This is a genomic window from Streptomyces sp. NPDC052101 (genome assembly GCF_040680235.1).
Taxonomy (GTDB): domain Bacteria; phylum Actinomycetota; class Actinomycetes; order Streptomycetales; family Streptomycetaceae; genus Streptomyces.
In genome coordinates this window covers 181,285-205,988 of the sequence record NZ_JBFAWH010000015.1, presented here as the reverse complement: position 1 = coordinate 205,988, position 24,704 = coordinate 181,285, and the positions used below count along the sequence as shown (strand labels likewise).

Sequence of the window (24,704 nt, the reverse complement as noted above, 5' to 3'; positions counted from 1 at the left end):
CGTACAAGGTACTGGAGGCCCGCCGGCCCCTCGCGGGGGGTCGTACGGACAGCGCTTGCACACGGTGCCGACGGGTCGCGCGTGGGGGTGTGCTCTGGATCAGGTGGGCGATAAGCGACGGTGCTCGACCGGCCGCCCCGCGTCGCTGGCCTGATCCAGAGCACACCCCCTAGGGTCGGTGCCATGGCCGACTCCTCGCTTGACCTCACGCTCGATGCCGCCGCGCTCACCGCACAGCTGGTGGACTTCGCCTCCGAGAGCGGCACCGAGAAGCCGCTCGCCGACGCGATCGAGGCCGCGCTGCGCGCCCTGCCGCACCTGACGGTCGACCGCTACGGCAACAACGTGATCGCCCGCACCAGCCTGGGCCGCGCCGAGCGCGTCGTCCTGGCCGGCCATATCGACACCGTCCCGATCGCGGACAACGTGCCCTCGCGCCTCGACGAGGACGGCGTGCTGTGGGGCTGCGGCACCTGCGACATGAAGTCGGGCGTCGCGGTGCAGCTGCGCATCGCGGCCACGGTCCCCGCCCCCAACCGCGACCTGACCTTCGTCTTCTACGACAACGAGGAGGTCGCCGCCGAGCTGAACGGCCTCAGGCATGTCGCCGAGGCACATCCCGAGTGGCTCCAGGGCGATTTCGCGGTCCTGCTGGAGCCCTCCGACGGCGAGGTCGAGGGCGGCTGCCAGGGCACCCTGCGCGTGCTGCTGAGGGCGAAGGGCGAGCGGGCCCACTCGGCGCGCGGCTGGCTGGGTTCCAACGCCATCCACGCGGCGGCCCCCATCCTGGCCCGCCTGGCCTCCTACGAGCCGCGCTGGCCGCTGATCGACGGCCTGGAGTACCGCGAGGGCCTGAACGCGGTCGGCATCAGCGGCGGGGTCGCCGGCAACGTCATCCCCGACGAGTGCGTGGTCACGGTCAACTTCCGCTATGCCCCCGACCGCACCGAGGAGGAGGCGATCGCGCACGTCCGCGAGGTGTTCGCGGACTGCGGGGTGGAGGAGTTCGTGGTCGACGACCACAGCCCCGGCGCGCTGCCCGGCCTCTCCCACCCGGCCGCGGTCGCCTTCATCGAGGCGGTGGGCGGCACCCCGCGGCCCAAGTACGGCTGGACGGATGTCTCCCGCTTCTCCGCGCTCGGCGTCCCCGCGGTCAACTATGGCCCCGGCAACCCGCACTTGGCCCACAAGCGTGACGAGCGGGTGGAGACGGCGAAGATCCTGGCCGGCGAGGAACGCCTGCGGAACTGGCTCACCGCGTAGGCCGTGCCGCTCGGCGCTTCATGCCGGACATGCTCATTTCCCTCCTCCGTAACCTGCGTAGATCTAGTCTGAGATCGAACTACCCGCAAGCGGAGGGAGCGCACATGGCTACCGGCAACCCCGAGGGGAAGAAGGTACCGCCGGACGAGCAGCGGCTCGGACCGGTCCTCCGGCGGCGGGGACAGGTGACCGCCAGTACGACCGACCAGCGGCTGCTGGACGCGGGCGGCCCCACGGACTGGGTCCACACCGACCCCTGGCGTGTGCTGCGCATCCAGTCGGAGTTCATCGAGGGCTTCGGCACGCTGGCCGAACTCCCGCCCGCGATCAGCGTGTTCGGCTCGGCGCGGACGCCGGTGGACTCGCCGGAGTACGAGGCGGGGGTGCGGCTCGGCCGCGGGCTGGTGGAAGCCGGCTGGGCGGTGATCACGGGCGGCGGCCCCGGGGCGATGGAGGCGGCCAACAAGGGCGCGTGCGAGGCGGGCGGCGTCTCGGTCGGCCTCGGCATCGAGCTGCCCTTCGAGCAGGGGCTCAACCCCTACGTCGACATCGGCCTGAACTTCCGCTACTTCTTCGTCCGCAAGATGATGTTCGTCAAGTACGCGCAGGGGTTCGTGGTCCTGCCGGGCGGTCTCGGCACCCTCGACGAACTCTTCGAGGCCCTCACCCTCGTCCAGACCCAGAAGGTCACCCGCTTCCCGATCGTCCTCTTCGGCAGCGAGTACTGGGGCGGCCTGCTGTCCTGGCTGAAGAACACCCTGGTCGCCCAGGGCAAGGCGACCGAGAAGGACCTCCTCCTCTTCCATGTGACGGACGAGGTGGACGAAGCGGTCGCCCTGGTCTCGAAGGAAGCGGCCCGCTAACGCCCCACCCGAGCCGACCTCCACCGGCCCCCGCCGCCACACCCGCCGATCCGCGTCGGCCGGCTGGGAGGGCGGGGGCCGGGGGCGGAGCCCCCTGGGGTCAGGCCAGGCCTCGGCGGGCCACCGCGGGGAGCCGGTGCCCCGCGATCGTCGCGACCATGTCCAGTACCTGGCGCGTCTCGGCCACCTCATGCACCCGGTACACCTGCGCCCCGAGCCACGCCGACACCGCAGTCGTCGCCAACGTACCGATCAAACGTTCCTTCACCGGCCGGTCCAGCGTCTCGCCCACGAAGTCCTTGTTGGACAACGACACCAGCACCGGCCACCCCGTCGCGACCATCTCGTCCAGCCGCCGCGTCGCCTCCAGACTGTGCCGTGTGTTCTTGCCGAAGTCGTGCCCGGGATCGATCAGCACGGACTCCCGCGGCACCCCGAGCGACACCGCCCGCTCGGCCAGACCCAGGGTCACCCCGAGGATGTCGGCCATGACGTCGTCGTACGTCACCCGGTGCGGACGCGTCCGCGGCTGCGCACCGCCCGCGTGCGTGCACACCAGCCCCACCTTGTACCGCGCCGCGACCACCGCCAGCCCCGGGTCCACCCCGCCCCACGCGTCGTTCAGCAGATCCGCCCCCGCCTCGCACACCGCCTCGCCGACCTCGGCCCGCCAGGTGTCCACGCTGATGATCACGTCCGGGAAGCGCCGCCGTACCTCCGCCACGAAGCCGACCGTGCGCCGCGCCTCCTCCTCGGCCGTGACCTCCTCGCCCGGCCCGGCCTTCACCCCGCCGATGTCGATGATCGCGGCGCCTTCGGCCACCGCCCGCTCCACGCGCGCGAGCGCCGGCTCGTCGCGGAACGTGGCCCCCTGGTCGTAGAAGGAGTCCGGAGTCCGGTTCACGATCGCCATGATCACCGGCTCATGGGGCCCGAATTCCCGCTTGCCCAGCCTGAGCATCCGCTGTGACCTCTCCTAGTGCGTCCCGCAGTACGGCCGCCTGAGACCCTAACTGTCGTACTCGCATGGCACGATCGGACACTGAGAGATTCGACCGGCAGAGAGCGTTGGGGACCCTGGCGATGGTGATGTTCTTGTTCCTGGTCGTCGCGCTGGCCGTCGTGGTCGCCGCGGTGGCACTCGCCGTGGTGGGCGGCGGCGGCAGCGGCCCGCTGCCCGAGGTGGCGCCGGAGCGGCTGCAGGACCCGCTGCCCGCCGACCGCCCGGTGGGCCGCGCGGACGTGGAGAGCCTGCGCTTCCCGGTCACCCCGCGCGGCTACCGCATGGCGGACGTGGACGACGCCCTCGGCCGGCTCGGCGCCGAGCTGGCCGAGCGGGACGCCCGTATCGCGGACCTGGAGTCGGCGCTGGCCGGTGCGAGAGCCGCGGCGGCACACGTCCACCTGGGGAAGCCGGATCACCCGGAGGACCAGCGATGAGCGACGGAACCGCCCTCGCCGGACCCGACGGCGCACTGCGCTGCCCGTGGGCGCTGTCGACCGAGGACTATGTGTCGTACCACGACGAGGAGTGGGGCCGCCCGGTCCACGGCGACGACGCCCTCTTCGAGCGGATCAGCCTGGAGGCCTTCCAGTCGGGCCTGTCCTGGATCACGATCCTGCGCCGCCGCGAGGGCTTCCGTGCCGCGTTCGCCGGCTTCCGCATCGAGAAGGTCGCCGTGTTCACGGACGAGGACCGCGAGCGGCTGCTGGCCGACCCGGGCATCATCCGCAACCGCGCCAAGGTGGACGCCACGCTCGCCAACGCGCGCGTGCTCGCCGACTGGGCGGAGGGCGAGCTGGACGAGCTGATCTGGTCCCACGCTCCCGACCCGGCCACCCGCCCGGTCCCGAAGACCCTCGCCGACGTCCCGGCCGTGACTCCGGAGTCCACGGCCCTGTCCAAGGCGCTGAAGAAACGCGGCCTCAGGTTCGTGGGACCGACGACCGCGTACGCGCTGATGCAGGCCTGCGGCCTGGTCGATGACCATCTGGAGGCGTGCGTGGCGAGAAGCGGCGGTTCCTGACCGCCATGTCCCGGGCACTGGCCGACATCCTGGACGCGGCGGCCCACGGCCGCTTCCCGCCGCCCGACGGCGGTACGACCGTGGTGCCGCAGCCGAGCCACCGCGACGCCGGAGTGATCGCGTTCACCGCGCACTCCGTGGTGTTCACGGACGAGGACCCGCACTGGGTGCGCGGCATGCTCGCGTCCCTCGACTGTGACGCGCTGGCGGCCGCGATGAACCCCCGCTTCCTGGCCGCGTTCCTGGCCCGCACGGGCCGGTCCACCGACACCGTCGACCTGCTCACCGTGGCCGCCGCCCTGCCCGGCGACCCCCTGCTGGACCTGCGGGAACTCACCGATCCGGACCATCCGCGCGTGCACAGCGCGCGCAGGCGCCGCGACGACGTGCGCGTCTGGGCGGCCGAGGGCGGGGTCGTCGTGCTCGGCCGGGGCGTGGCCGGCCGCTGGGAGACGGCGATCGAGGTGGACGAGGACGTACGCCACCGGGGCCTGGGCCGCGCGCTCGCCACGGCCGCCCGGCACCTGGTTCCCCCCGGGGAATGGGTCTGGTCGCAGCAGGCCGCCGGCAACGCCCGTAGCGTGCGTGCCTTCCAGGCGGCTGGATACCGCCCGGTAGGCGCGGAGTCCCTCCTCATCGCCCCCTGACGCCGGTCCTACCGGCCCAGGTACTTGGGCTTCTCCTTGTTCACGAAGGCCTGCACGGCGATCGCGTGGTCCTCGGACCGGCCGGCCCGGGTCTGCAGCTCGTCCTCCTTCTCCAGGGTCTCGGCGAGGGAGTGCGTGAGGCCGTAGGCCACCGCCTCCTTGATCGCCGCGTACGCCACCGTCGGCCCCTCGGCCAGGGCCCGCGCCGTCTTCTCGGCCTCGGCGCGCAGCTCGGCGGCGGGTACGACCCGGTTGGCGATGCCCAGCTCCAGCGCGTCCTGGGCGCCGATGCTGCGCGGGAAGAGCAGCAGGTCGGCCGCGCGGCTCGGGCCGATCACCCGGGGCAGGGTCCAGGAGATGCCGGAGTCGGCGGTCAACGCCACGCCCGCGAAGGAGGTGTTGAACGCGGCCGTGTCGGCGACCAGCCGGTAGTCCGCGGCGAGCGCGAAGCCGAACCCGGCCCCGGCCGCGACGCCGTTCACGGCCGCGACCACCGGCTTCGGTGCCCCGGCCAGTGCCTTCACGATCGGGTTGTAGTGCTCCTTGACCGTGCTCATCGTCTGCCCGGCCCCGGTCTCACGGTCCGACGCGAGGAGTCCGATGTGCTCCTTGAGGTCCTGGCCGACGCAGAACGCCCGGTCCCCGGCGGCGGTCAGCAGGATCGCCCGTACGGCCGTGTCCCCGGCCGCGGATTCCGCCGCCTCCCGGAGGGCGACCTTGGTCGCAATGTTCAGCGCGTTCATCGCCTCGGGGCGGTTCAGCGTGATCGTCGCGAGTCCGTCGCTCACCTCGTAGAGCACGGTGTCGGCCATGGCGCATCCCCTCCGGTGTCGCGGATGACGTACCGCTCGGTACGTCCCTGTATGAAGGACAGCATGGCGGAGATCGCCGTCCAAGAGCCGAACCGGACGTGTGACCTGCGTCAAAGAAAACCGGAGCGGAGTCGGCCGGCGGATGACTGTGCGGCGGCGCAGTATCGCAGCCACATCCCCGAATTGGGTGTTTTTGTTCGCGCGCGTTGCCCAAGCGATGCCGACTGATGTTGGTCATCGGGTCCTGCGATGCGGGATAATGGCTGGGAAGCAATGTGTTCGATGCCGGTGTCGCGTGTCCGTCCCGGAACCGCGGATGCCCTCCGAGGGGTCTCGGCAGACGATGAGCTGGTTTCAGGAAGGGGAACGAGCATGGCGGCCATGAAGCCGCGGACGGGCGATGGCCCGCTCGAGGTGACCAAGGAGGGGCGGGGCATCGTCATGCGCGTTCCGCTCGAAGGCGGCGGTCGGCTCGTCGTCGAGCTGACCCCTGACGAGGCCGAGGCGCTCGGCGACGCCCTCAAGAAGGTCGTCGTCTGACGTCCCAGCCATCCTTACCTTCCGGCTGCCCCGGCATCGTACGCGGTGCTGGGGCAGTCGCGTTCCTGGGCCGCGCGGCGGTCCGGTCACCGTTTGACGGCGCACAGCAGGCCGTCGCCCACCGGCAGCAGCGAGGGCACCAGCTCCTGGCTCTCGCGCACCGCGCGCAGCAGTTCCCGCAGCCGCAGCACCTCTGTCGGCTGCGGCCCCGAGTCGACCGTGCGGCCGTTCGCGAAGACGCCCTCGAAGACCACCAGGCCGCCCGGCCGCAGCAGGCGCAACGATTCAGCGAGGTAGTCCAGGTACTCCAGCCGGTCGCCGTCGCAGAAGACGAGGTCGTAGCCGGCGTCCGCGAGCCGGGGCAGGACGTCCAGGGCGCGGCCGGGGATGAAGCGGGCCCGGTTGCTGGCGAAGCCGCAGGCACGGAAGGCCTGCCGGGCGAACTGCTGGTGCTCCGGCTCCGGGTCGACCGTGGTGAGCACCCCGTCCGCGCGCATGCCGTGCAGCAGATGGATTCCGGACACCCCGCAGCCGGTGCCGATCTCCGCGACGGCCTTCGCGTCCGCGGAGGCGGCGAGCAGTCGCAGCGCGGCGCCCGTGCCCGGCGACACCGAGCGCAGCCCTGCATCGCGGGCCCGGTCACGGGCCCAGCGCAGCGCCTCGTCCTCGGCGACAAAGGCGTCGGCGAACGCCCAGCTCGTCTGCCGGTTGCCGGTAATGGCCCTCTCCTGTCCCCGTGGATGCCTGGGCGTGACTGTATCCGTTGGTGTCGGGAACCCGCAGATGGGACTGGACGTTTACAGGGTTGAGACGGTGGCCGGATGCGCGACGGGGGGTAAGAGGTGGATCAGGACACCGGGCAACTGCTGAAGCAGCCGCATCAGCCGCATCAGCCATATCGGCGTGTATCAAATTCTCGTAAAACCGCTTATCCGGAGCTAACGGGCGAGGTGGCTATGGTAGGGGCTCCACTGGACACCACCAGAGCCGACAGGGGAGGTGCGGCTGCGCCCGGGGACCGGGGTGGAGTGCTGCGGCGCTTCCTCGGATCGGCGGGCAGGCCGAAATCCGTGACCGACACCGCTGCTGACCACCACGCCGGTCTCGCCGCAGGCGAGGCCCAGACCGCGACCTTCTCCACCGACGCGGACGGGCAGGCGTGGACTCCGCCCACATGGGAGGAGATCGTCAGCACCCACAGCGCCCGTGTCTACCGCCTCGCCTACCGCCTGACCGGCAACCAGCACGACGCCGAGGACCTCACCCAGGAGGTCTTCGTCCGTGTCTTCCGCTCCCTGTCGACGTACTCGCCGGGCACCTTCGAGGGCTGGCTGCACCGCATCACCACCAACCTCTTCCTGGACATGGTCCGGCGCAAGCAGCGCATCCGCTTCGACGCCCTCGGCGAGGACGCGGCCGAGCGCCTGGCCAGCCGCGAGCCCACCCCGCAGCAGCTCTTCAACGACGCGCACTTCGACGCCGACGTCCAGCAGGCCCTGGACACCCTCGCGCCCGAGTTCCGCGCCGCCGTCGTCCTGTGCGACATCGAGGGCCTGTCGTACGAGGAGATCGCCGCGACCCTCGGCGTCAAGCTCGGCACGGTCCGTTCCCGTATCCACCGCGGCCGCTCCCAGCTCCGCAAGGCCCTCGCGCACCGGTCCCCGGAAGCGCGCGCGGCCGAGCGGCGCTCCTTCCTGGCCCGTGTCCCCGCTCTGGGGGGAGGGGGCGCGACCGCGTGAGTGGATCTCGGTCGAAACCTGCGGAGGCGCACCTCGCAGAGCAGCACCTGGGAGACCGGCTCTCCGCCCTGGTGGACGGAGAACTCGGTCATGAGTCGCGTGAGCGGGTCCTCGCGCACCTGGCGACCTGCGCCCGGTGCAAGGCGGAGGCGGACGCCCAGCGCCGACTGAAGAACGTGTTCGCGGAGGCGGCCCCGCCGCCGCCCTCGGCGAGCCTGCTGGCCCGGCTCCAGGGCCTGCCCGGAGGAGGCGACCTGGACGGCGACGGCATGTCGCCGCCCGGGGGCGGACTCTTCGGACGCGGCGAGCCCGACGAGACCGCCGCGCCGCCCGGAGCCTCCGGAGCCGCCGGTGTCCTCGGGGCCTTCGGCGTCTTCGGTGTCTTCGGAGCGAGGCGCGGCGAGCGTTTCACGTTCGGGTACGTCCCGGCCCGTCCGCACGGCCCCGCCCCCGTGGGCAGCCCTCTCCCCGGCGGCTCGCAGCACGCGGTCCCGGCCGCCGACGACCGCGGCTTCCGTATCCATCCGGTCGGCCGCCCGGACGACGGCCGTTCCGCCTCGCGCGGGCTGCGGTTCGCCGTGGCCGCCGCCGGAGCCGTGTCGCTGGCCGCGGTCGCCCTGGGCGGCGTCACCACCGCCATCCCCGGCGACACCACCGCGGACGCCCGCGGCGGCAGCGGCACCGGCAGCAACGTGCTCCCGGCGCGCTCCGCCGGCACGGGCACCAGCACGGGTACGAGCACGGGCACCGCCGTCACGCCCGACGGCCAGCGCCGTCGTATGGCGGGACCGCTGCTCGCCCAGGGCGGGGGACAGTTCGGACAGACACCGGCCGTCCCCACCTCGATGTCCGCACCGCTGGTGCCCGGACCGCTGTCCGTCATGGGGCAGAGCCTGGGCGACGGCATGCATGGGCTGACCGCGCCGGTCATGGCCGGTGCGGCCGCCTTCTCCCCGCTGATACGTCCGCTCGACGACACCGTGGTCTACCCCCTCAACGCCTGGTCCACGGTCGCCGGACTCTCCAGCTCCGGCCTGCTGTCCGCCCCCGTCCCCACCATCCCGTCCCCCACGACGCCCACCGCACTCGCGCCGCCCCCTTCCACGTCCGCACAGACCCCCTGACCGGCCACTGCGCCACGGCCCGCGAACCTGGTTGAATCCTGTGAGGGCCGTTCCCGCGGCGATGACCCGGGGGCGTAGTCGACATTCCGCGGCCGCCGCCGAAGCGCGCGGCCGCGGCCAGCCGTGGGGAGAGCATGAACGAGGGGAACCGTGTCCCGCCGGAGGAAGGTCCGGAGCAAGGCCCGGAGGGAACGGCGGGGGTGACGCCGACGACGGATTCCGGGTCGGCGGACTTCGAGCTGGCACGCCCGGCGACCGGGTCCGCGAGTGCCGGGACCGGCGATGTCGACGCCGTGGCCGACGGGGACTTCGAGCTGGCCAAGCCGGTGTCGGGGCCGACGGGTGGTGCCGAGGCCGACGGGGGCGGTGCGGCCGGTGTGTCGCCCGAGCCCGGAGAGACCGCCTGGGCGGCCCCCACCGAGCGGCCCAAGCCGTTGCACGACCCCGATCCCTACGGCACTCCGCCGTACGGAGAGCCGGGCCCCTGGGCGCCCGCACCGCCCGTACAGCACCCGGCGGCGGCCACCCCCGCCCAGGGCGCACCCCTGCCCGCCCCGACGGCTGCGCCGACACCGATACCGGCGCCGGTGCCCCCGGCTCCCGCCCCCGCGCCGGTGTCTCCCGCGCCCGCACCCGGACCGCAGACCCCCGCACCCGGACCGCACACCTCCGTACCCGGACCGCCGACCCCTCCACCCGGCGCACCCGCGCCCGGCACTCCCATGGCGCCCCCCGCAGCCCCCCTGGGCTCCCCGGAAGCGGTCGGGGCGGCCGGGGATCCGGCTCGGAGCTATGACCCGTGGGCCGGCGGTTCGCCCAGTGAGCAGGTGGGGGTGCCGGGCGCGCTGCTGCAGACCGGTGCCGCCGTGCTGACGGACGAGCAGCGCAAACGGCGGGCGAAACGGCTCGCGATCGTGTGGAGCCTCGTCGTCGCGCTCTTCTCCGCGGGTATCGGCGGGGTCGTCGGCGCCTACGTGGAGCGCCAGGGCCTGGGCGGCGACGTCCATCTGCCGCAGGCCGGCCATGTGCCCGCGGGGCGGGCGCCGGACAGCGTGGCCGGGATAGCCGCCCGCGCGCTGCCCAGTGTCGTCACCCTGCACGTCACCGGGACCGACCAGCAGGACACCGGCACGGGCTTCGTGCTCGACGACCAGGGGCACATCCTCACCAACAACCACGTCGTCGCGCCCGCCGGATCGGACGGCGCGATAACGGTGACCTTCAGCAGCGGCGACACCGTCAAGGCCAAGGTGGTCGGCCGGGACAGCGGCTACGACCTCGCCGTCGTCCAGGTCCACGGCGTGCACGGGCTCACCCCGCTGCCACTCGGCAACTCGGACGACGTCAGGGTCGGCGACCCCGTCGTCGCCATCGGCGCCCCCTTCGACCTCGCCAACACCGTCACCTCCGGCATCATCAGCGCCAAGGAGCGGCCCATCACGGCCGGCGGGGAGAAGGGCGACGGGAGCGATGTGTCGTACGTCGACGCGCTGCAGACCGACGCGCCCATCAACCCGGGCAACTCCGGCGGTCCGCTGCTCGACTCCCGGGCCCAGGTGATCGGCATCAACTCCGCCATCCGCTCCGCCGACAGCGGTGACGACTCGACCAGCGGGCAGGCCGGTTCCATAGGCCTGGGCTTCGCCATCCCCGTGAACCAGGCCAAGCGCGTCGCCGAGGAACTGATCAACGACGGTCATGCGACTCACCCCGTGATCGGCGTCACCCTCGACATGGCGTACACCGGCGACGGCGCCCGTATCGACAGCAAGAGCGCGGGCGGCGGCCCCGCGGTGACCCGGGGCGGCCCCGGTGAGCAGGCCGGACTCAAGGCGGGAGACGTCATCACCGAGGTCGACGGCCAGCCCGTGCACACGGCCGAGGAACTGATCGTCAAGATCCGCGCCCACCGGCCCGGCGACTCGCTGCGGCTGACGGTCCGGCGCGACGGCACCGACCGACAGGTCCCGCTCCGGCTGGGCGCGGCGGAACAGAACTGACCGCGGCGGAACAGAACTGACCGCGGCGGAACAGAACTGACAGAAGTCTCACCTAGGGACGGTACCGGTCGGACAGGAACGCCGGGTACCGTTGAGCGACCGAGGACATCGCAAGGAGCGTCAGGTGTTCAATGACATAGGGCCACTGGAGCTGGTGACGATCATTGTGCTCGCCGTGCTCGTCTTCGGCCCGGACAAGCTCCCCAAGGTCATCCAGGACGTGACGCGCACGATCCGGAAGATCCGCGAGTTCTCGGAGAGCGCCAAGCAGGACATCCGTAGCGAACTGGGTCCGGAGTTCAAGGACTTCGAGTTCGAGGACCTCAACCCCAAGACGTTCATCCGCAAGCAGCTGGACAACGACGATCTTGGGCTGAAGGAGATCCGTAACGGGTTCGACCTGAAGAAGGAGATGGCCGAGGTCACGGATGCGGTGAACGGCCGGGACGACGAGGCGTCGTCCACTTCTTCCGCGTCCCACTCGTCCTCTTCGTCCTCTTCGGCTTCCTCGTCCGGTGGGCGCATCGACATGACCAAGAAGACCGAGGAGCTTGCCAAGGACGAGCGGCCGCCCTTCGACGCGGACGCCACGTAACGTAACGGCGGCCGCGGAGCTACGCCGACACGCGCACGCGGGCGTACGCCGCGCACGTGACGCTTTTCATAGCACGAACCCGTCGCACACGGCCTGATCAGGCTGTTCGCACGACCCTCGCCTCCAGCGCCTGCCCTGCGGCTCTCAGTGGTGTGTGGATATGCTGCCGAGTTGTTGTGCGGACCGGAGGAGTACGCCCGAAGGGGGGCGGGCCGCCCCGGTCCGACGAGAGCGAGGAGGCGTCCGGGCCGATGGAGACGACGAGTTCTGTGGGCGCGCAGACGCCGGCAGCGGAGGGCGGACAGCAGTTCGCCTCCGGCCGGCGTACGGTCGGTGGATATCTGCAGGCGCCGTTCCCGTGGTACGGCCTCGACGAGGCGTTCACCGGGCCGCGCTGGCTGATGCAGGTCGGCACGGCGGCCGACGGTGCCGTGGAGCACGGTTCGATCGGGCACGGCGACGAGCCCTCCGTACGGGGCGAGGTGGGCCCCTCCGGGGAGCCGCGGGAGAAGTTCGCGGTGGTCGTCACCGTCGCCGCGCATCCGTCGCGCAGGAGCGCCGACGGTACGGGGCTGCTGGAGGCCACCTCGGTCTCCTCGGCCGCGTGGCTGGCCGGGGTGGGCCTGCTGTCGTTCACCTGGCCCGGGCAGATGGACCACACCCTGCGGGACGACTGGCTGGACCAGCAGACGGAGACCGCGTGGGCTCTGGCCGACGATCTCGACGGGTCGGAGTGGTCCAGGCTCTCCCTGCCGGTGGACGGGGCGGCGGGCTCGTTCTACTACCGGGAGTCGGAGTTCGGGTGGGTGCTCGCCGGTACGACTGAGGCGGGCGTGCACCTGGGGGCGTATGGGCGGGGGATGAGCGCGTACGGTCTTGGGTTCGCGGTGGTGAAGGACATTACCGCCGACGCATGAGGAAAGGGGCGCCGATTCGTTTCGGCGCCCCTTCGTCGTAGGGCCCTGTCCGTCGTAGGGCCCATTCTCAGGATTTGCTGAAAGTCCTCAGAACTTGTTCTTCGGGGTGATGCCCAGGGACAGGCCCGACAGGCCCCGCTGGCGGCCGCCCAGCTTGCCGGCGATCGCGCGCAGCGCGCTGCCCGCCGGGGAGTCGGGGTCGGTCAGGACGACCGGCTTGCCCTCGTCGCCGCCTTCGCGCAGGCGGACGTCGATGGGGATGTTGCCGAGGACCGGGACCGTCGTGCCGGTGGTGCGGGTGAGGCCGTCGGCGACCAGCTGGCCGCCGCCCGTGCCGAAGACGTCGACCATCTCGTCGCAGTGCGGGCAGGGCAGGCCGGACATGTTCTCGACCACGCCGACGATCTTCTGGTGGGTCTGGACGGCGATGGAGCCGGCGCGCTCGGCGACCTCGGCCGCCGCCTGCTGCGGCGTGGTCACGACCAGGATCTCGGCGTTCGGGACCAGCTGGGCCACGGAGATCGCGATGTCGCCGGTGCCGGGCGGGAGGTCCAGCAGCAGGACGTCCAGGTCGCCCCAGTACACGTCCGCGAGGAACTGCTGGAGCGCGCGGTGCAGCATCGGGCCGCGCCAGACGACCGGCGCGTTGCCCGGGGTGAACATGCCGATGGAGATGACCTTCACGCCATTGGCGGACGGCGGCATGATCATGTTCTCGACCTGGGTGGGACGGCCGTCCGCGCCCAGCATGCGCGGCACGCTGTGGCCGTAGATGTCGGCGTCGACGACGCCCACCTTGAGGCCGTCGGCGGCCATGGCGGCGGCCAGGTTCACCGTCACCGAGGACTTGCCGACGCCGCCCTTGCCGGAGGCGACCGCGTAGACACGGGTGAGGCTGCCGGGCTTGGCGAAGGGGACCTCGCGCTCGGTCTGGCCGCCGCGCAGGGCCGCCGCCAGCTCCTTGCGCTGCTCGTCGCTCATCACGTCCAGCGTCACGTCGACGCGGGTGACTCCCTCGACCCGGGAGACCGCTTCGGTGACGCGCTGGGTGATGGTGTCGCGCATGGGGCAGCCGGAGACCGTGAGGTACACGGTGACCGCGACCGCGCCGTCCTCCCCGATCTCCACCGATTTGACCATCCCCAACTCGGTGATGGGTCGGTTGATCTCGGGGTCGTTCACCGTCGCCAGTGCCTCGCGCACCGCGTCTTCCGTAGCCATAAGGACGATGGTACGGCGCTCCCAGGGGCCTTCGGGATGCCTCTCAGCGGTCGTCTGTGTCACGTCCCGGCGACCGTTCTGACCGTTCTGCCGGGAATACGACATGCCCGTCGTGACGCCGTCTGTCCTCCAGCTCCTTGACCAGGTCCTGCAGCTCGGAGCGGATCCAGTCGCGGGTGGCGACCTCGCCGAGGCCCATGCGCAGCGTGGCGATCTCCCGGGTCAGGTACTCGGTGTCGGCGATGGACCGCTCGTTCTGCTTGCGGTCCTGCTCCAGGTTGACCCGGTCGCGGTCGTCCTGCCTGTTCTGCGCGAGCAGGATCAGCGGGGCGGCGTAGGAGGCCTGGAGGGACAGCACCAGGGTCAGGAAGATGAACGGGTAGTTGTCGAACCGCAGGCTCGCCGGCGCGGAGATGTTCCACACCACCCAGAGCACGATGACGACGGTCATCCAGACGATGAAGCGCCCCGTGCCCAGGAACCTGGCGATCCTCTCCGACAGCCGGCCGAAGGCCTCCGGGTCCCATTCGGGCAGGAACCGGTGGCGTGGCGGGCGCGGCTGGTCGAGGCGGGGCGTACGGGGCCGGGTGGCCGCCGTGGCGCCCGCCGGAGTGCGCTCGCGGGTGCTCTCGCGCTCAGGAGCCATGCGTGGCCGCCCCCTCTCCCTCGTCCAGGTGGAACTCGGTCTCCCGCCAGTCGTCGGGCAGCATGTGGTCCAGTACGTCGTCCACGGTCACCGCTCCCAGCAGCGCCCCGGCCTCGTCCACCACGGGCGCGGCCACCATGTCGTACGTGGCGAAGAACCCGGCGATCACGGGCAGGGTGGCGTCCGGAGCCAGGGTTTGCAGATCCTCGTCCACGAGCGAGCTGACCAGGGTGTACGGAGGGTCGCGCAGCAGCCGCTGGAAGTGGACCGTGCCCAGGTACTTGCCGGTAGGGGTCTCGTCGGGCGGGCGGCAGACGTAGACCTGGGCGGCGAGTGCGGGGGAGAGGTCGGGGTTGCGGACCCGGGCGAGCGCGTCGGCGACCGTGGCGTCCGGGCGCAGCACGATCGGCTCGGTCGTCATCAGACCGCCGGCCGTGTGCTCCTCGTACGACATCAGGCGGCGCATGTCGGCCGCGTCGGCGGGCTGCATCAGGCTCAGCAGCCGCTCCTTGTCGTCCTCGGGCAGCTCGGAGAGCAGGTCGGCCGCGTCGTCGGGGTCCATGGCCTCCAGGACGTCCGCCGCGCGCTCCTCCTTCAGCTTGCCGAGGATCTCGATCTGGTCGTCCTCCGGGAGTTCTTCGAGTACGTCGGCCAGGCGGTCGTCGTCGAGCGCGGCGGCGACCTCGGCGCGCCGCTTGGCGGAGAGGTGGTGCAGGACGTTGGCGAGGTCGGCGGGGCGCAGCTGCTCGAAGGTGGCGAGCAGGCTCTCGGCGCCCTGCCCGTGCTCCTCCAGCGAGAAGCCGGTGACGGCGGACCAGTCGGCGGTCAGCGTCTCGCCCTTGGCCCGCCTGAAGGCGCCCGCCTTCTTGCCCTTGCGGACGAAGACGCGGTCGACCTCCCAGTCCCGGCGTGCGGGCAGCTGCTGCACGGACACGTCGAGGACGGTGACCTGCTCGCCGGTCTCCACCAGCGTCACGCGCCGGTCCAGCAGCTCACCGAAGACCAGCCGCTCGGTGGGCCGCTGCTCGAAACGCCGGACGTTCATCACGCCGGTGGTGATGACCTGCCCGGACTCGACGCCGGTGATCCGGGTCATGGGCAGGAAGATACGGCGCCGGGTGATCAGTTCGACGACCAGTCCGAGCAGCCGCGGAGGCCTGCGGCCCACGCGCAGCATCACGACCAGATCGCGCACGCGGCCCACTTGGTCGCCGTTCGGGTCGAAGACGGGGACCCCGGCGAGGTGCGAGACGAAGATCCGGGGGGCGCCGGCTGCCATGGCTCTGTTTCCTCTGCTGATATGGCCTGGGAATCGCCCTGTGCTGGGGTGTTCCGGTGTCTTTGCGAATTGATCAATGAATTGCTCGGATTTGTTCGCTCGGGTGCGCTTCAGGCTAGCCCGTGCCGGTCGGATACGCCCTGGTGGGGAGTCCGGACGGACTGACTCCGCCGGGCGGCCGGAGCACCGGTACGCTGCGGTACGCCGCTCAGGAACCGTCAGAAAGGCGAGCCCATCCGTGACTGCGATTCCCCAGGGCCGTACCCGGCGGGCCGCGCTGGTGACCGCGGTCTGCGCCTTCGCCGTGACGGGGACGGCGGTGCTGACCGGGTGCGGCAGCGAGGACCCGGACGCGGGGACGAACGGCGTCGGCAAGCTGCCCGCCGCCGCGATCCAGGCGAAGACCCGGGCGGCAGCCCAGGGGGCACCGGCGCTGCGGCTGTCCGGGACCGTGGTCACCAGCGGCCGGACGTACCAGCTGGACATGCGCCTGAAGGCCGACGGCGGGACCGGCTCGGTCACCTCGAAGGGGGCGACGTTCAAGCTGCTGCGGGTCGGTGAGCAGCTGTACATGAAGGCCGACGCCGACTTCTGGAACCAGGCCGGCGGCAAGGCCGGCGGTGATGGCACCGGCGCGGCCGACACGCTGAACGGCAAGTACGTGAAGGTGCCGCAGGGCGACCCCGCGTACAAGAGGTTCAGCGGCTTCACGGACAAGAACGTTCTCCTCGACGGGCTGCTCACCCTGCACGGGACACTGACGACGGACGGCCACCACGACGACGCGAGTACCCGCACCATCCGCATCTCCGGTGACAAGGGCTCCGGCGGCACGCTGGACGTCTCCCTGCAGGGCACGCCGTACCCCCTCCGCCTGGTGCGTGCCGGCGGAGCCGGCTCACTCAGCTTTTCCGACTGGGGTAAGGACTTCGCCGTATCCGAACCCGCGAAGGGTGAGACCGTCGACTACGGCAGGCAACTGCCGGCGTCATAAGCACCGGCGCCTGTCCACCGCACCCACGGCCTCCTGGGGCTACTTCTTCCGCCGCTTGGCGAGCAGCCGCGGCAGCCCCGCGGGCATCGGCCGCCGCGTGGTCGCCGGAGTCGGCACCGGTGCCTGTGCCAAGCTGCCGTCGGGCAGCGGCGCCACGGACCCGGCCGGAACCAGGCGCAGCACCCTGCACTCGCGCGCCCAGCGTGCCGGCATCTGTTCGCCGTCGGGCGCGTTCAGGCGCTTGCCCTTCAGTTCGGCCACGGCCGCCTCCCACTCGGCCGAACCGGACGGCAGCTCGGTGACGGTCACCGGGAACGTCACCAGCCGGCCGCCCTTGTCCTTGCTGCGCACGGTCACCTCGGCCGAGCCCCCGTCGACCAGCCCCTCCAGCGGCTGCTCACCGGGCCCGTCGCCGACCAGGCACACCGCGCCCTCGTGCCACACATGCCACAGCGCACGCGGGGTGGCGCTGTCCGCGCCCCTGACCCAGATGAGGCCGGACTTCTTCGAGGCCTCCTCGATGAGGGCCCGGTCGAGCAGCTCGCTTGTCATGCGTCCAGCCTATCCAGCGCCCGCTCAGAGCCAGCCGTTGCGCTTGAGCACCCGGTGGATGCCCACGCACATGGCGATGGTGAGGCTCAGGACGAGCGGGTAGCCGTACTTCCAGTGCAGCTCCGGCATGTTGTCGAAGTTCATGCCGTACACACCGGTCACCATCGTCGGTACGGCGATGATCGCGGCCCAGGCGGTGATCTTGCGCATGTCCTCGTTCTGCGCGACGGACGCCTGCGCGAGGTTGGCCTGGAGGATGGAGTTGAGGAGTTCGTCGAAGCCCAGCACCTGCTCCTGGACCCGGGCGAGGTGGTCGGCGACGTCGCGGAAGTACTTCTGGATGTCCGGGTCGACCAGCCGCATCGGCCGCTCGCTCAGCAGCTGCATCGGGCGCAGCAGCGGAGCCACCGCGCGCTTGAACTCCAGCACCTCGCGCTTGAGTTGGTAGATCTGTGCCGAGTCCACACCGCGGGACACCCCGCCCTTGCGGCCCGGCGAGAAGACCTCGGTCTCCACGTCGTCGATGTCGTCCTGCACCGCGTCGGCGACCGCGATGTAGCCGTCCACGACATGGTCGGCGATCGCGTGCAGCACCGCCGAGGGGCCCTTGGCGAGCAGCTCCGGGTCGTCCTGGAGGCGGTGCCTGAGCGCCCTGAGCGAGCCCTTGCCGCCGTGCCGGACGGTGATGAAGAAGTCCCGGCCGGTGAAGCACATGACCTCGCCGGTCTCGACGACCTCGCTGGTGGCGGTGAGCCGGTCGTGCTCGACGTAGTGGATGGTCTTGAAGACGGTGAAGAGCGAGTCGTCGTACCGCTCCAGCTTGGGCCGCTGGTGGGCCTGCACCGCGTCCTCGACGGCCAGCGGGTGCAGCCCGAACTCGCTCGCGATACCGGCGAATTCGGCCTCCGTCGGCTCGTGCAGCCCGATCCATACGAAGCCGCCGTCACGCCGCACCAGCCGCATCGCCTCGTGCGGGCTGAGCGGCCCGGTGCTCGCGACGCGGGTGCCGTCACGGTAGACGGCGCAGTCCACGACGGCCGAGGGCGTGGCGGGGTCACGGGTGGTGTCGTACGACGTGCTCGACGCGCTCGCGGGCTTGCGCAGCGAGCCACGGGACGGACGGACCGCGGCGCGCAGGTCGCGGATCATCGACATGGGCAGGCTCCTTCGCGACAGGGCAACGAAAGACCGCCGGCGACGGGTGGAACTACCCGGAATGGGGACGTCCTGACTGCGGGATGTTTGGCACGTCCACAAAGCGGGGAGCACCGCACCGTTGCGGTGGCGACTTCGCTACTGATGCAGAACTGATTCAGATCTGGCGGATCGAACGATCAGACGGATCAGGCAAAGCGAGACGAAGTGCTCTTCCGATGAGCGATACGCGCGGGAAGGCGGCAGCAAGCCGGAAAACAGCCAGTGACTGGATCAGCGGGCGGAAGAGCGAGTGGTACTGCACGGTCGACTTCGATCCATGACAGCCCCACCTCCTCCGGCCGGTCCCTCGTAAGGGAGTCTCTGTGTCGGGACTTGACATCCACGCTGATGCGTGTCGTCCCGAACCACCGGCTCAGCGTAGCAGCCGCCCGAACTGTCAAGGCGCGGCTTTGCCCGCTGCTGACGAGTTCTATGCTCGCCGCATGGTTGATGTTCTTCCTCTGGTCGAGGCGCGGTTGACCACCGCGCTGGGCGAACCGGACGCACGCGCCGCCGTCACCTTCCTCGGCACGGACCCCATCGAGGTGCTCCGGTTCCAGGAGGGGGACGTCCTGCGGTACGCCACCCTCGGCATGTCCGCGCACCCCATGACCGACCCCACCGCGATGCTCGCCGACCCGGTCAAGGGCCCCCGCGCCGAGCTGGTCCTCTCCGTCCGCGGGGGACTCGCCGACACCGACAAGGTGCTCCGCGCGCTCGCCGTGCTGGCCGCGTCCCCGCAGGTGGAGGGCTTGATCGTGACTCCGGGTGCCTCCCTGGACGTCGGCGACCCGCTGTGGCCCGGCGCCCCCTTCACCTCGGTCCTGGTGGGCGAGCCCGGCGGCCTGGTCGAGGACCTGGAACTGGACGACCCGATGGAGCCCGTACGGTTCCTGCCGTTGCTGCCGATGACCCCGAACGAGGCCGCCTGGAAGCGGGTGCACGGCGCCCAGGCCCTCCAGGAGCGCTGGCTCGCCGGCGGCACGGACCTGAGGGACCCCGTCCGCCGATCCGTCCCGCTGGAGTGAGCAAGCTCACCAAACCCTGGCCGGGTCCGGCCAGTTGGCTTCAAAGGCGTCGGACGCCGCCGATCGGGGGGTGACGGTCGCGCTGACAGAGGCGGGCCGGTGGCGTTGTGCCGCTCTTCCGGCCGGCCGGGTGATCGTCGCTGACCGGTCGGGTGATCGTCCTTGACGTGGACGGGCAGGGGTAGGACCGTGGAGCCCTATGAGGGGCGAACCCAGTTGCCCGAGGTGTGGTGGCCGGGTCAGGGCTCCCGGTCTCTTCGCCGATTCGTGGCAGTGCGATGTGCACGGCACGGTGTATCCGCTGCAGCCCGTGATCCCGCCCAGCGTCGAAGCCCTCGGTGCCGTCGTGCACCGCACCCACGTCCCGGTGTGGATGCCCTGGCCGCTGCCGGTCGGCTGGCTCTTCACCGGCGTGGCCTATGCGGGCGACGACCGCAGCGGCGGCCGTGCGACCGCCGTCGCCTGCTCGGGGCCCGGCCCGCTCGGCGGCCCCGGCGAACTCATCCTGGTCGCCGAGGAACTCGGCGTCGGCCTCGGCGCGCGGTACGCGGGCATCGACGGCCCCGACCCGGGGTCGTACATGAACATCGAGAAGCCGCCCGAGGCCAAGGTTCTCGCCGCCGGCCGCCCGACCCCGCTCTGGCATGTCTACCGCACCCCCGACGACCGCGCCGTCTTCGCCGGCGAGGCGCTCGGGATGTGGCTCTGGGCGGTGATGTGGCCCGAGCAGTCCGGCCTGCTCATGTACGACGAGCTGGTGCTGACGGATCTGCGGGACGCGGGCGCGGAGCTGGAACTGGTGCCGTACGGGGCGTTGTCGCCGCGCTTGCTTCGGCCGTAGCGCCCACTGGGGTGCCGGGTTCTGTGCGTCGGCGGGTGCGGGTGCTTCGTGGTTGCTCGCGCCTCTCAGGGTGTTGCAGTAGGGGGCGCTGGGTGGTTTCGGGTGTGACAGTGGTGCTTGAAAATCCCGCTATCCTTAGGTGTCCTCTTCCGTCCGTCACCGTCTGGAGTTCGCGTGCGTATCGACCTGCACTGTCACTCCACGGCTTCCGACGGTACGGACACCCCGGCTGAGCTGGTGCGCAATGCCGCCGCTGCCGGGCTGGACGTCGTCGCGCTGACCGATCACGACACCACCCGTGGGTACGCCGAGGCGATCGCCGCGCTGCCCGCGGGGCTCACCCTGGTCACCGGCGCCGAGCTGTCCTGCCGCATCGACGGCATCTCCATGCACCTGCTGGCCTACCTCTTCGACCCCGAGGAGCCCGCCCTGCTCGCCGAGCGCGAGCTGGTGCGGGACGACCGGGTGCCGCGGGCCAAGGGCATGATCGCCAAGCTCGCCGCGCTGGGCGTGCCGGTCACCTGGGACCAGGTCGAGCGGATCGCCGCCGGCGGTTCCGTGGGGCGCCCGCATGTCGCGACCGCGCTGGTCGAGCTGGGCGTCGTACCGACCGTGAGCGACGCGTTCACCGAGGACTGGCTGGCCGACGGCGGCCGGGCCTACGTGGAGAAGCACGAGACCGACCCCTTCGAGGCGATCCGGCTGGTCAAGAACGCGGGCGGGGTCTGTGTGTTCGCGCACCCGGCTGCCGCCAAGCGCGGTCGTACGGTCCCGGAGTCCCGGATCGCGGAGCTGGCCGAGGCCGGCCTCGACGGCATAGAGGTCGATCACATGGACCACGACGCCGACGCGCGCGACCGGCTGCGGACCCTGGCCAAGGACCTGGATCTGCTGGTCACGGGCTCCTCGGACTACCACGGCAGCCGCAAGGCCGTGTCGCTCGGCGCGTACACGACCGACCCCGAGGTGTACGGGGAGATCACGCGGCGGGCCACCGGGGCGTTTCCCGTCCCGGGGACCGGCGGAGCCTGAGGCCGACCGGCCCGATCCGCCCCCTCACGCCCGTATCACTTCTTCCGCAAGGCCTGTTGCGCAACCATGTTCGATGTCGCCGTCTTCGGCTCCCTGTTCCTGACCCTCTTCGTCATCATGGATCCCCCGGGGATCACCCCGATCTTCCTCGCCCTCACCGCCGGCCGTCCGGCCAAGGTGCAGAGGCGCATGGCCTTCCAGGCCGTGTGCGTGGCGGGCGGGGTCATCGCCACGTTCGGTGTCCTCGGCCACCAGATCCTGGACTACCTGCACGTCTCCGTCCCCGCGCTGATGATCTCGGGCGGTCTGCTGCTCCTGCTGATCGCGCTGGACCTGCTCACCGGCAAGACCGACGAGCCGAAGCAGACCAAGGACGTGAACGTCGCCCTCGTGCCGCTGGGCATGCCGCTGCTGGCGGGGCCCGGTGCGATCGTGTCCGTGATCCTGGCCGTTCAGAAGGCCGACACCGTGGCCACGCAGATCTCGGTGTGGTCCGCGATCCTCGCGATCCATGTCGTGCTGTGGCTGGTGATGCGCTACTCGCTGCTGATCATCCGGGTCATCAAGGACGGCGGCGTCGTACTGGTGACACGGCTCGCGGGCATGATGCTCTCCGCGATCGCCGTGCAGCAGATCATCAACGGGATCACTCAGGTGATCCGGGGGAGCTGAGCCCTTCTGGGCTCGGCTCCCCCGGAAAGCTTGAGTGGCGCTGCACGCGTGAGCGTTACGAGGCCTTGGTCTCGGCCGGGCGGATCCACAGGCGCTGTCCGATGGCGGCGGCCTGCTGAACGATCCGGTTGACGGAGGCGGCGTCCACGACGGTGCTGTCCACGGCGGTGCCGTCGACCTCGTCGAGTCGCATGATTTCGAAGCGCAAGGGCTTCTCCCTTCGTCTGGTCATCCTCCTGAGGAGAACTACTTGGCGGACCGGAGCTGTCTCCGGTCTCGTGAGTAGTCAACGAGCTGCATGTTACAAACATTCCCTACGCTAAAGAAATTTTTCGAACGACTAATTACCGACCGGTAAGAACCCTGGGCCGGACCGACCGGGACCGGTTGTGTTCGTAGCGTGACCACCGGGACAATGGAGGCGATGAACGACGACCTGGCGGCCCTGGGCCCCCGCATCGACCGCACGAACGAACTGCTGGAACGCATGCTCGCCGAGGTGGCGAAGACGCCCTCCACCCACGCGATCTTCGTCGACGCGGGCTATCTGTACGCGGCAGCCGGCCGGCTGGTCGCCGGGACCGAGGACCGCCGGGCCTTCGACCTCGACGCCGAGGGCCTGATCGAGGCCCTCATCGACCGGGCCCGCTCGGTCTTCGCGGACAGCCGTCTGCTGCGCGTCTACTGGTACGACGGCGCCCGCCGCCGCATCCACACCGCCGAGCAGCAGACCATCGCCGAACTGCCCGACGTCAAGGTCCGCCTGGGCAACCTCAACGCCAACAACCAGCAGAAGGGCGTCGATTCACTGATCCGCACGGATCTTGAGTCGCTGGCCCGCCATCGCGCCATCAGCGACGCGGCGCTCCTCGGCGGCGACGAGGACCTGGTCTCGGCGGTCGAGGCGGCCCAGGGGTACGGCGCCCGGGTCCATCTGTGGGGCATCGAGGCCCCCGAGGGCCGCAACCAGGCCGAGCCGCTGCTCTGGGAGGTCGACAGCCAGCGCACCCTCGATCTGGAGTTCTTCAAGCCGTACGTCTCCCGCCGCACGGCCGCCGCCTACGAGGCCACCGCCGGCACCCGCCCCACCCGCGAGGACGTCCGCTTCGTCGGCGCCCAGATCGCGGCGAAATGGCTGGCCGCCCGGGGCCGGGAGTCCCTGGCCGACCTCCTTCCCGGCCACCCCTACCTCCCCGGCTCCGTCGACCAGGACCTGCTGGTCGAGGCCGAGGGCCTGCTCCAGTACTCCCTGCGCGGCCAGGCGGACCTCCGCCGAGCCCTCAGAGACGGCTTCTGGGACCACCTTCAGGGGCAGTACTAGCGGTACCGGCTCCAGGGGCGGTACCAGCTTCAGGGGGCGGTACCAGCGGCTAGCGGCGTTTGCGAGGTCCGGCCGCGTCCCAGAAGTCGCCGATCGCCCGGGCGGTGGCCAGGGGCTGGTCGGTGTTGGGGGAGTGCTCGGCGTCCTCGATCACCGTCCGCCGGGCGTTCAGCCGTACCGCCATGTCGTCCAGCAGGGGCAGCGGCCAGGTGTCGTCCTGAGCGCCGGACAGGATATGGAACGGCAGCGGTACGGCGGCCAGTTCCGCGACGCGGTCCGGCTCCGTGCACAACTGGCGTCCGGTGGCGATGAGCTGGGCGGGCCTGGTGCCCAGCCAGCGGCGCCGCAGGTCGTCCCGGTCGTCGAGACCGCCGTCGAGCGATGCCGTCTCGGTCTCCTCGGGCGTCTCCATCGCCTGGATCGCCTCCCACACGTCCGCCATGCTCATCACCGCGAGCGCGTCCCGCAGCAGCTTCACGCGCTGCTGCTGGGACTCCGAGATCTGTGCGGGACCGGAGGCCATGAGGGTCAGCGAGTGGAAGGGCGCGTGATCGAGCAGTACGGCCGCGCGCGAGATCTGCCCGCCGAGGGAGTGGCCCAGCAGATGCACCGGCTCTCCGAGCGCCTCGGCCTGTGCCAGCACGTCCCGCGCCAACTCCTGCTGCGCATAGGCGGATTCGTCGGTCTTGGGCCCGTCCGACTCGTACTGTCCGCGCCCGTCGACGGCCACGGTCCGGTATCCGCGCCGCGCGAGCGGCACATGCAACGGATTGAAGTCCTCCTTGCTCCCGGTGAACCCCGGCAGCAACAGCGCGACCCCACGCGGCTCGACCCCGTCGGCCGCGGGAGCGTCGACGACGGCGAACTCACCGCGCGCGGTCCGCAGGGAGTACGCACGGGAACCGGGCGGCGGGACGAAGGTGGAGGGCCTGCTCATGGGGAGAGGCTATCGGGCGGAGAACGACGGCAGTGCGGCGGCCGTGCCCCGGACGTGCGACGGCCCGGCCCACAGGAAGTGGGCCGGGCCGTCGTCGACGGGTGCCGGATCAGCCTTCGGTGACCTCGACGGCCGCCGCGACCTTGCGCGTACGGCGCCGCGGCTTGGCCTCCGGCTCCTCGGTGGCCTGCGCCGGAATCTCCGCACCGGCCGCCTCCGCGACAGCCTTACGAGTCCGCCGGACCTTGGGCGCGGGCGCCTCGGCGGCACCGTCCACGTCGGCGACGGCGGCGGCCGTCTTCCGGGTGCGACGGGGCTTGGCCTCGGCTTCCGGAGCCACAGCGGCTTCGGCGGTCGCTGCGGTCTTGCGGGTGCGGCGGGGCTTGGCTTCGGCCTCGGGGGCTTCGGTCGGCTCCGGCGCGGTGGCGGCGGTCTTGCGGGTACGACGGGGCTTGGC

General features: G+C 71.3%; 27 protein-coding genes and 1 pseudogene. 17 read left to right on the top strand and 11 right to left on the bottom strand.

Features of this window, described 5'->3' with window-relative positions; genetic code table 11:
• Window positions 1–183 precede the first annotated feature (183 nt).
• Window positions 184–1,263 carry a succinyl-diaminopimelate desuccinylase gene (gene dapE / locus AB0L75_RS26430; RefSeq protein WP_365185285.1) on the top strand — a complete coding sequence of 360 codons (1,080 nt, stop codon included), beginning with the start codon at window positions 184–186 and terminating at the stop codon, window positions 1,261–1,263.
• A gap of 104 nt (window positions 1,264–1,367) precedes the next feature.
• Window positions 1,368–2,126 (top strand): TIGR00730 family Rossman fold protein, encoded by a 759-nt coding sequence (locus AB0L75_RS26425; protein WP_365185282.1) that lies wholly within the window; start codon window positions 1,368–1,370, stop codon window positions 2,124–2,126.
• Window positions 2,127–2,226: 100 nt separating this feature from the next.
• On the opposite strand, the gene folP is transcribed toward AB0L75_RS26425, so the two are convergent.
• Window positions 2,227–3,087 (bottom strand): dihydropteroate synthase, encoded by an 861-nt coding sequence (gene folP / locus AB0L75_RS26420; protein ID WP_365185279.1) that lies wholly within the window; start codon window positions 3,085–3,087, stop codon window positions 2,227–2,229.
• 122 nt (window positions 3,088–3,209) lie between these two features.
• Between folP and AB0L75_RS26415 the strand changes: the two genes are divergently transcribed.
• The 3 genes from AB0L75_RS26415 to AB0L75_RS26405 are packed head-to-tail and all read left to right on the top strand — an operon-like array spanning window position 3,210 to window position 4,800.
• Window positions 3,210–3,566, top strand: a complete 357-nt coding sequence (locus AB0L75_RS26415) for a DivIVA domain-containing protein (protein ID WP_365185276.1) — start codon at window positions 3,210–3,212, stop codon at window positions 3,564–3,566.
• Complete coding sequence (locus tag AB0L75_RS26410) at window positions 3,563–4,153, top strand: DNA-3-methyladenine glycosylase I (protein WP_365185274.1); 591 nt, start codon at window positions 3,563–3,565, stop codon at window positions 4,151–4,153. The genes AB0L75_RS26415 and AB0L75_RS26410 overlap by 4 nt, the downstream gene beginning before the upstream one ends.
• Before the next feature lie 5 nt (window positions 4,154–4,158).
• Window positions 4,159–4,800 carry a GNAT family N-acetyltransferase gene (locus AB0L75_RS26405; protein ID WP_365185395.1) on the top strand — a complete coding sequence of 214 codons (642 nt, stop codon included), beginning with the start codon at window positions 4,159–4,161 and terminating at the stop codon, window positions 4,798–4,800.
• 8 nt (window positions 4,801–4,808) lie between these two features.
• Here AB0L75_RS26405 and AB0L75_RS26400 read toward each other — a convergent pair whose 3' ends face one another.
• Window positions 4,809–5,612, bottom strand: coding sequence for an enoyl-CoA hydratase-related protein (locus AB0L75_RS26400; RefSeq protein WP_365185271.1), 804 nt, complete (start codon window positions 5,610–5,612; stop codon window positions 4,809–4,811).
• Window positions 5,613–5,984: 372 nt separating this feature from the next.
• On the opposite strand from AB0L75_RS26400, the gene AB0L75_RS26395 reads away from it, so the two are divergent.
• Window positions 5,985–6,152: a DUF3117 domain-containing protein gene (locus tag AB0L75_RS26395; protein WP_018544333.1), complete on the top strand. Its 168-nt coding sequence runs from the start codon at window positions 5,985–5,987 to the stop codon at window positions 6,150–6,152.
• Between the two features lie 86 nt (window positions 6,153–6,238).
• Here the strand turns inward: AB0L75_RS26395 and AB0L75_RS26390 are convergent, their stop codons facing one another.
• Window positions 6,239–6,937 carry an O-methyltransferase gene (locus tag AB0L75_RS26390; protein ID WP_365185392.1) on the bottom strand — a complete coding sequence of 233 codons (699 nt, stop codon included), beginning with the start codon at window positions 6,935–6,937 and terminating at the stop codon, window positions 6,239–6,241.
• A 243-nt stretch (window positions 6,938–7,180) separates the two neighbouring features.
• Here AB0L75_RS26390 and sigE point away from each other — a divergent pair, with 243 nt between their 5' ends.
• From sigE to AB0L75_RS26365, 5 genes are all read left to right on the top strand, one after another.
• Window positions 7,181–7,891: an RNA polymerase sigma factor SigE gene (gene sigE, locus AB0L75_RS26385; RefSeq protein WP_365185269.1), complete on the top strand. Its 711-nt coding sequence runs from the start codon at window positions 7,181–7,183 to the stop codon at window positions 7,889–7,891.
• Window positions 7,888–9,015, top strand: a complete 1,128-nt coding sequence (locus AB0L75_RS26380) for a zf-HC2 domain-containing protein (RefSeq protein WP_365185266.1) — start codon at window positions 7,888–7,890, stop codon at window positions 9,013–9,015. The genes sigE and AB0L75_RS26380 overlap by 4 nt, the downstream gene beginning before the upstream one ends.
• Window positions 9,016–9,149: 134 nt before the next feature.
• Window positions 9,150–11,015 carry a trypsin-like peptidase domain-containing protein gene (locus AB0L75_RS26375; RefSeq protein ID WP_365185263.1) on the top strand — a complete coding sequence of 622 codons (1,866 nt, stop codon included), beginning with the start codon at window positions 9,150–9,152 and terminating at the stop codon, window positions 11,013–11,015.
• Between the two features lie 124 nt (window positions 11,016–11,139).
• Window positions 11,140–11,610 (top strand): sec-independent translocase, encoded by a 471-nt coding sequence (locus AB0L75_RS26370; protein ID WP_365185262.1) that lies wholly within the window; start codon window positions 11,140–11,142, stop codon window positions 11,608–11,610.
• A 251-nt stretch (window positions 11,611–11,861) separates the two neighbouring features.
• Window positions 11,862–12,527, top strand: a complete 666-nt coding sequence (locus tag AB0L75_RS26365; protein WP_365185260.1) for a hypothetical protein — start codon at window positions 11,862–11,864, stop codon at window positions 12,525–12,527.
• Between the two features lie 87 nt (window positions 12,528–12,614).
• Here the strand turns inward: AB0L75_RS26365 and AB0L75_RS26360 are convergent, their stop codons facing one another.
• Genes AB0L75_RS26360 through AB0L75_RS26350 form a run of 3 tightly spaced genes read right to left on the bottom strand, consistent with a single transcriptional unit; the run spans window position 12,615 to window position 15,673 of the window.
• Window positions 12,615–13,748 carry an Mrp/NBP35 family ATP-binding protein gene (locus tag AB0L75_RS26360; RefSeq protein ID WP_365185259.1) on the bottom strand — a complete coding sequence of 378 codons (1,134 nt, stop codon included), beginning with the start codon at window positions 13,746–13,748 and terminating at the stop codon, window positions 12,615–12,617.
• Between the two features lie 43 nt (window positions 13,749–13,791).
• Entirely contained in the window at window positions 13,792–14,394 is a 603-nt protein-coding gene (locus AB0L75_RS26355; RefSeq protein ID WP_365185256.1) for a DUF1003 domain-containing protein, read from the bottom strand.
• Window positions 14,384–15,673 (bottom strand): CBS domain-containing protein, encoded by a 1,290-nt coding sequence (locus AB0L75_RS26350; protein ID WP_365185254.1) that lies wholly within the window; start codon window positions 15,671–15,673, stop codon window positions 14,384–14,386. The genes AB0L75_RS26355 and AB0L75_RS26350 overlap by 11 nt, the downstream gene beginning before the upstream one ends.
• Before the next feature lie 238 nt (window positions 15,674–15,911).
• Here AB0L75_RS26350 and AB0L75_RS26345 point away from each other — a divergent pair, with 238 nt between their 5' ends.
• Window positions 15,912–16,667, top strand: coding sequence for a hypothetical protein (locus AB0L75_RS26345; protein ID WP_365185252.1), 756 nt, complete (start codon window positions 15,912–15,914; stop codon window positions 16,665–16,667).
• 39 nt (window positions 16,668–16,706) lie between these two features.
• On the opposite strand, the gene AB0L75_RS26340 is transcribed toward AB0L75_RS26345, so the two are convergent.
• Both AB0L75_RS26340 and AB0L75_RS26335 read right to left on the bottom strand, forming a co-directional pair.
• Window positions 16,707–17,219: a hypothetical protein gene (locus AB0L75_RS26340; protein WP_365185249.1), complete on the bottom strand. Its 513-nt coding sequence runs from the start codon at window positions 17,217–17,219 to the stop codon at window positions 16,707–16,709.
• A gap of 24 nt (window positions 17,220–17,243) precedes the next feature.
• On the bottom strand, window positions 17,244–18,374 hold the full coding sequence (locus tag AB0L75_RS26335) for a magnesium and cobalt transport protein CorA (RefSeq protein ID WP_365185248.1): 1,131 nt from the start codon (window positions 18,372–18,374) through the stop codon (window positions 17,244–17,246).
• Window positions 18,375–18,859: 485 nt separating this feature from the next.
• Here AB0L75_RS26335 and AB0L75_RS26330 point away from each other — a divergent pair, with 485 nt between their 5' ends.
• From AB0L75_RS26330 to AB0L75_RS26315, 4 genes are all read left to right on the top strand, one after another.
• On the top strand, window positions 18,860–19,444 hold the full coding sequence (locus AB0L75_RS26330) for a suppressor of fused domain protein (protein WP_365185245.1): 585 nt from the start codon (window positions 18,860–18,862) through the stop codon (window positions 19,442–19,444).
• Window positions 19,445–19,643: 199 nt separating this feature from the next.
• Complete coding sequence (locus tag AB0L75_RS26325; protein ID WP_365185243.1) at window positions 19,644–20,285, top strand: DUF6758 family protein; 642 nt, start codon at window positions 19,644–19,646, stop codon at window positions 20,283–20,285.
• Between the two features lie 174 nt (window positions 20,286–20,459).
• Window positions 20,460–21,317, top strand: a complete 858-nt coding sequence (locus AB0L75_RS26320) for a PHP domain-containing protein (RefSeq protein WP_365185241.1) — start codon at window positions 20,460–20,462, stop codon at window positions 21,315–21,317.
• A 66-nt stretch (window positions 21,318–21,383) separates the two neighbouring features.
• A complete protein-coding gene (locus AB0L75_RS26315; RefSeq protein ID WP_365185238.1) occupies window positions 21,384–21,989 on the top strand; it encodes a MarC family protein in 606 nt (201 codons plus the stop codon).
• A 55-nt stretch (window positions 21,990–22,044) separates the two neighbouring features.
• Here the strand turns inward: AB0L75_RS26315 and AB0L75_RS26310 are convergent, their stop codons facing one another.
• Window positions 22,045–22,221, bottom strand: coding sequence for a hypothetical protein (locus AB0L75_RS26310; RefSeq protein WP_365185401.1), 177 nt, complete (start codon window positions 22,219–22,221; stop codon window positions 22,045–22,047).
• A 183-nt stretch (window positions 22,222–22,404) separates the two neighbouring features.
• Here AB0L75_RS26310 and AB0L75_RS26305 point away from each other — a divergent pair, with 183 nt between their 5' ends.
• Window positions 22,405–23,310 (top strand): NYN domain-containing protein, encoded by a 906-nt coding sequence (locus AB0L75_RS26305; protein WP_365185389.1) that lies wholly within the window; start codon window positions 22,405–22,407, stop codon window positions 23,308–23,310.
• A 49-nt stretch (window positions 23,311–23,359) separates the two neighbouring features.
• Here AB0L75_RS26305 and AB0L75_RS26300 read toward each other — a convergent pair whose 3' ends face one another.
• A complete protein-coding gene (locus AB0L75_RS26300) occupies window positions 23,360–24,247 on the bottom strand; it encodes an alpha/beta hydrolase (protein ID WP_365185237.1) in 888 nt (295 codons plus the stop codon).
• 109 nt (window positions 24,248–24,356) lie between these two features.
• A pseudogene (locus AB0L75_RS26295) lies at window positions 24,357–24,704 on the bottom strand (ATP-dependent helicase); the annotation flags it as partial.

What these genes read in the sequence shown, in the direction of transcription:
- dapE (WP_365185285.1), top strand. Translation starts at nt 184, where the DNA reads ATGGCCGACTCCTCGCTTGACCTCACGCTCGATGCCGCCGCGCTCACC.
- AB0L75_RS26425 (WP_365185282.1), top strand. Translation starts at nt 1,368, where the DNA reads ATGGCTACCGGCAACCCCGAGGGGAAGAAGGTACCGCCGGACGAGCAG.
- folP (WP_365185279.1), bottom strand. Translation starts at nt 3,087, where the DNA reads ATGCTCAGGCTGGGCAAGCGGGAATTCGGGCCCCATGAGCCGGTGATC.
- AB0L75_RS26415 (WP_365185276.1), top strand. Translation starts at nt 3,210, where the DNA reads ATGGTGATGTTCTTGTTCCTGGTCGTCGCGCTGGCCGTCGTGGTCGCC.
- AB0L75_RS26410 (WP_365185274.1), top strand. Translation starts at nt 3,563, where the DNA reads ATGAGCGACGGAACCGCCCTCGCCGGACCCGACGGCGCACTGCGCTGC.
- AB0L75_RS26405 (WP_365185395.1), top strand. Translation starts at nt 4,159, where the DNA reads ATGTCCCGGGCACTGGCCGACATCCTGGACGCGGCGGCCCACGGCCGC.
- AB0L75_RS26400 (WP_365185271.1), bottom strand. Translation starts at nt 5,612, where the DNA reads ATGGCCGACACCGTGCTCTACGAGGTGAGCGACGGACTCGCGACGATC.
- AB0L75_RS26395 (WP_018544333.1), top strand. Translation starts at nt 5,985, where the DNA reads ATGGCGGCCATGAAGCCGCGGACGGGCGATGGCCCGCTCGAGGTGACC.
- AB0L75_RS26375 (WP_365185263.1), top strand. Translation starts at nt 9,150, where the DNA reads ATGAACGAGGGGAACCGTGTCCCGCCGGAGGAAGGTCCGGAGCAAGGC.
- AB0L75_RS26365 (WP_365185260.1), top strand. Translation starts at nt 11,862, where the DNA reads ATGGAGACGACGAGTTCTGTGGGCGCGCAGACGCCGGCAGCGGAGGGC.
- AB0L75_RS26360 (WP_365185259.1), bottom strand. Translation starts at nt 13,748, where the DNA reads ATGGCTACGGAAGACGCGGTGCGCGAGGCACTGGCGACGGTGAACGAC.
- AB0L75_RS26355 (WP_365185256.1), bottom strand. Translation starts at nt 14,394, where the DNA reads ATGGCTCCTGAGCGCGAGAGCACCCGCGAGCGCACTCCGGCGGGCGCC.
- AB0L75_RS26350 (WP_365185254.1), bottom strand. Translation starts at nt 15,673, where the DNA reads ATGGCAGCCGGCGCCCCCCGGATCTTCGTCTCGCACCTCGCCGGGGTC.
- AB0L75_RS26340 (WP_365185249.1), bottom strand. Translation starts at nt 17,219, where the DNA reads ATGACAAGCGAGCTGCTCGACCGGGCCCTCATCGAGGAGGCCTCGAAG.
- AB0L75_RS26335 (WP_365185248.1), bottom strand. Translation starts at nt 18,374, where the DNA reads ATGTCGATGATCCGCGACCTGCGCGCCGCGGTCCGTCCGTCCCGTGGC.
- AB0L75_RS26330 (WP_365185245.1), top strand. Translation starts at nt 18,860, where the DNA reads ATGGTTGATGTTCTTCCTCTGGTCGAGGCGCGGTTGACCACCGCGCTG.
- AB0L75_RS26325 (WP_365185243.1), top strand. Translation starts at nt 19,644, where the DNA reads ATGAGGGGCGAACCCAGTTGCCCGAGGTGTGGTGGCCGGGTCAGGGCT.
- AB0L75_RS26315 (WP_365185238.1), top strand. Translation starts at nt 21,384, where the DNA reads ATGTTCGATGTCGCCGTCTTCGGCTCCCTGTTCCTGACCCTCTTCGTC.
- AB0L75_RS26310 (WP_365185401.1), bottom strand. Translation starts at nt 22,221, where the DNA reads ATGACCAGACGAAGGGAGAAGCCCTTGCGCTTCGAAATCATGCGACTC.
- AB0L75_RS26305 (WP_365185389.1), top strand. Translation starts at nt 22,405, where the DNA reads ATGGAGGCGATGAACGACGACCTGGCGGCCCTGGGCCCCCGCATCGAC.
- AB0L75_RS26300 (WP_365185237.1), bottom strand. Translation starts at nt 24,247, where the DNA reads ATGAGCAGGCCCTCCACCTTCGTCCCGCCGCCCGGTTCCCGTGCGTAC.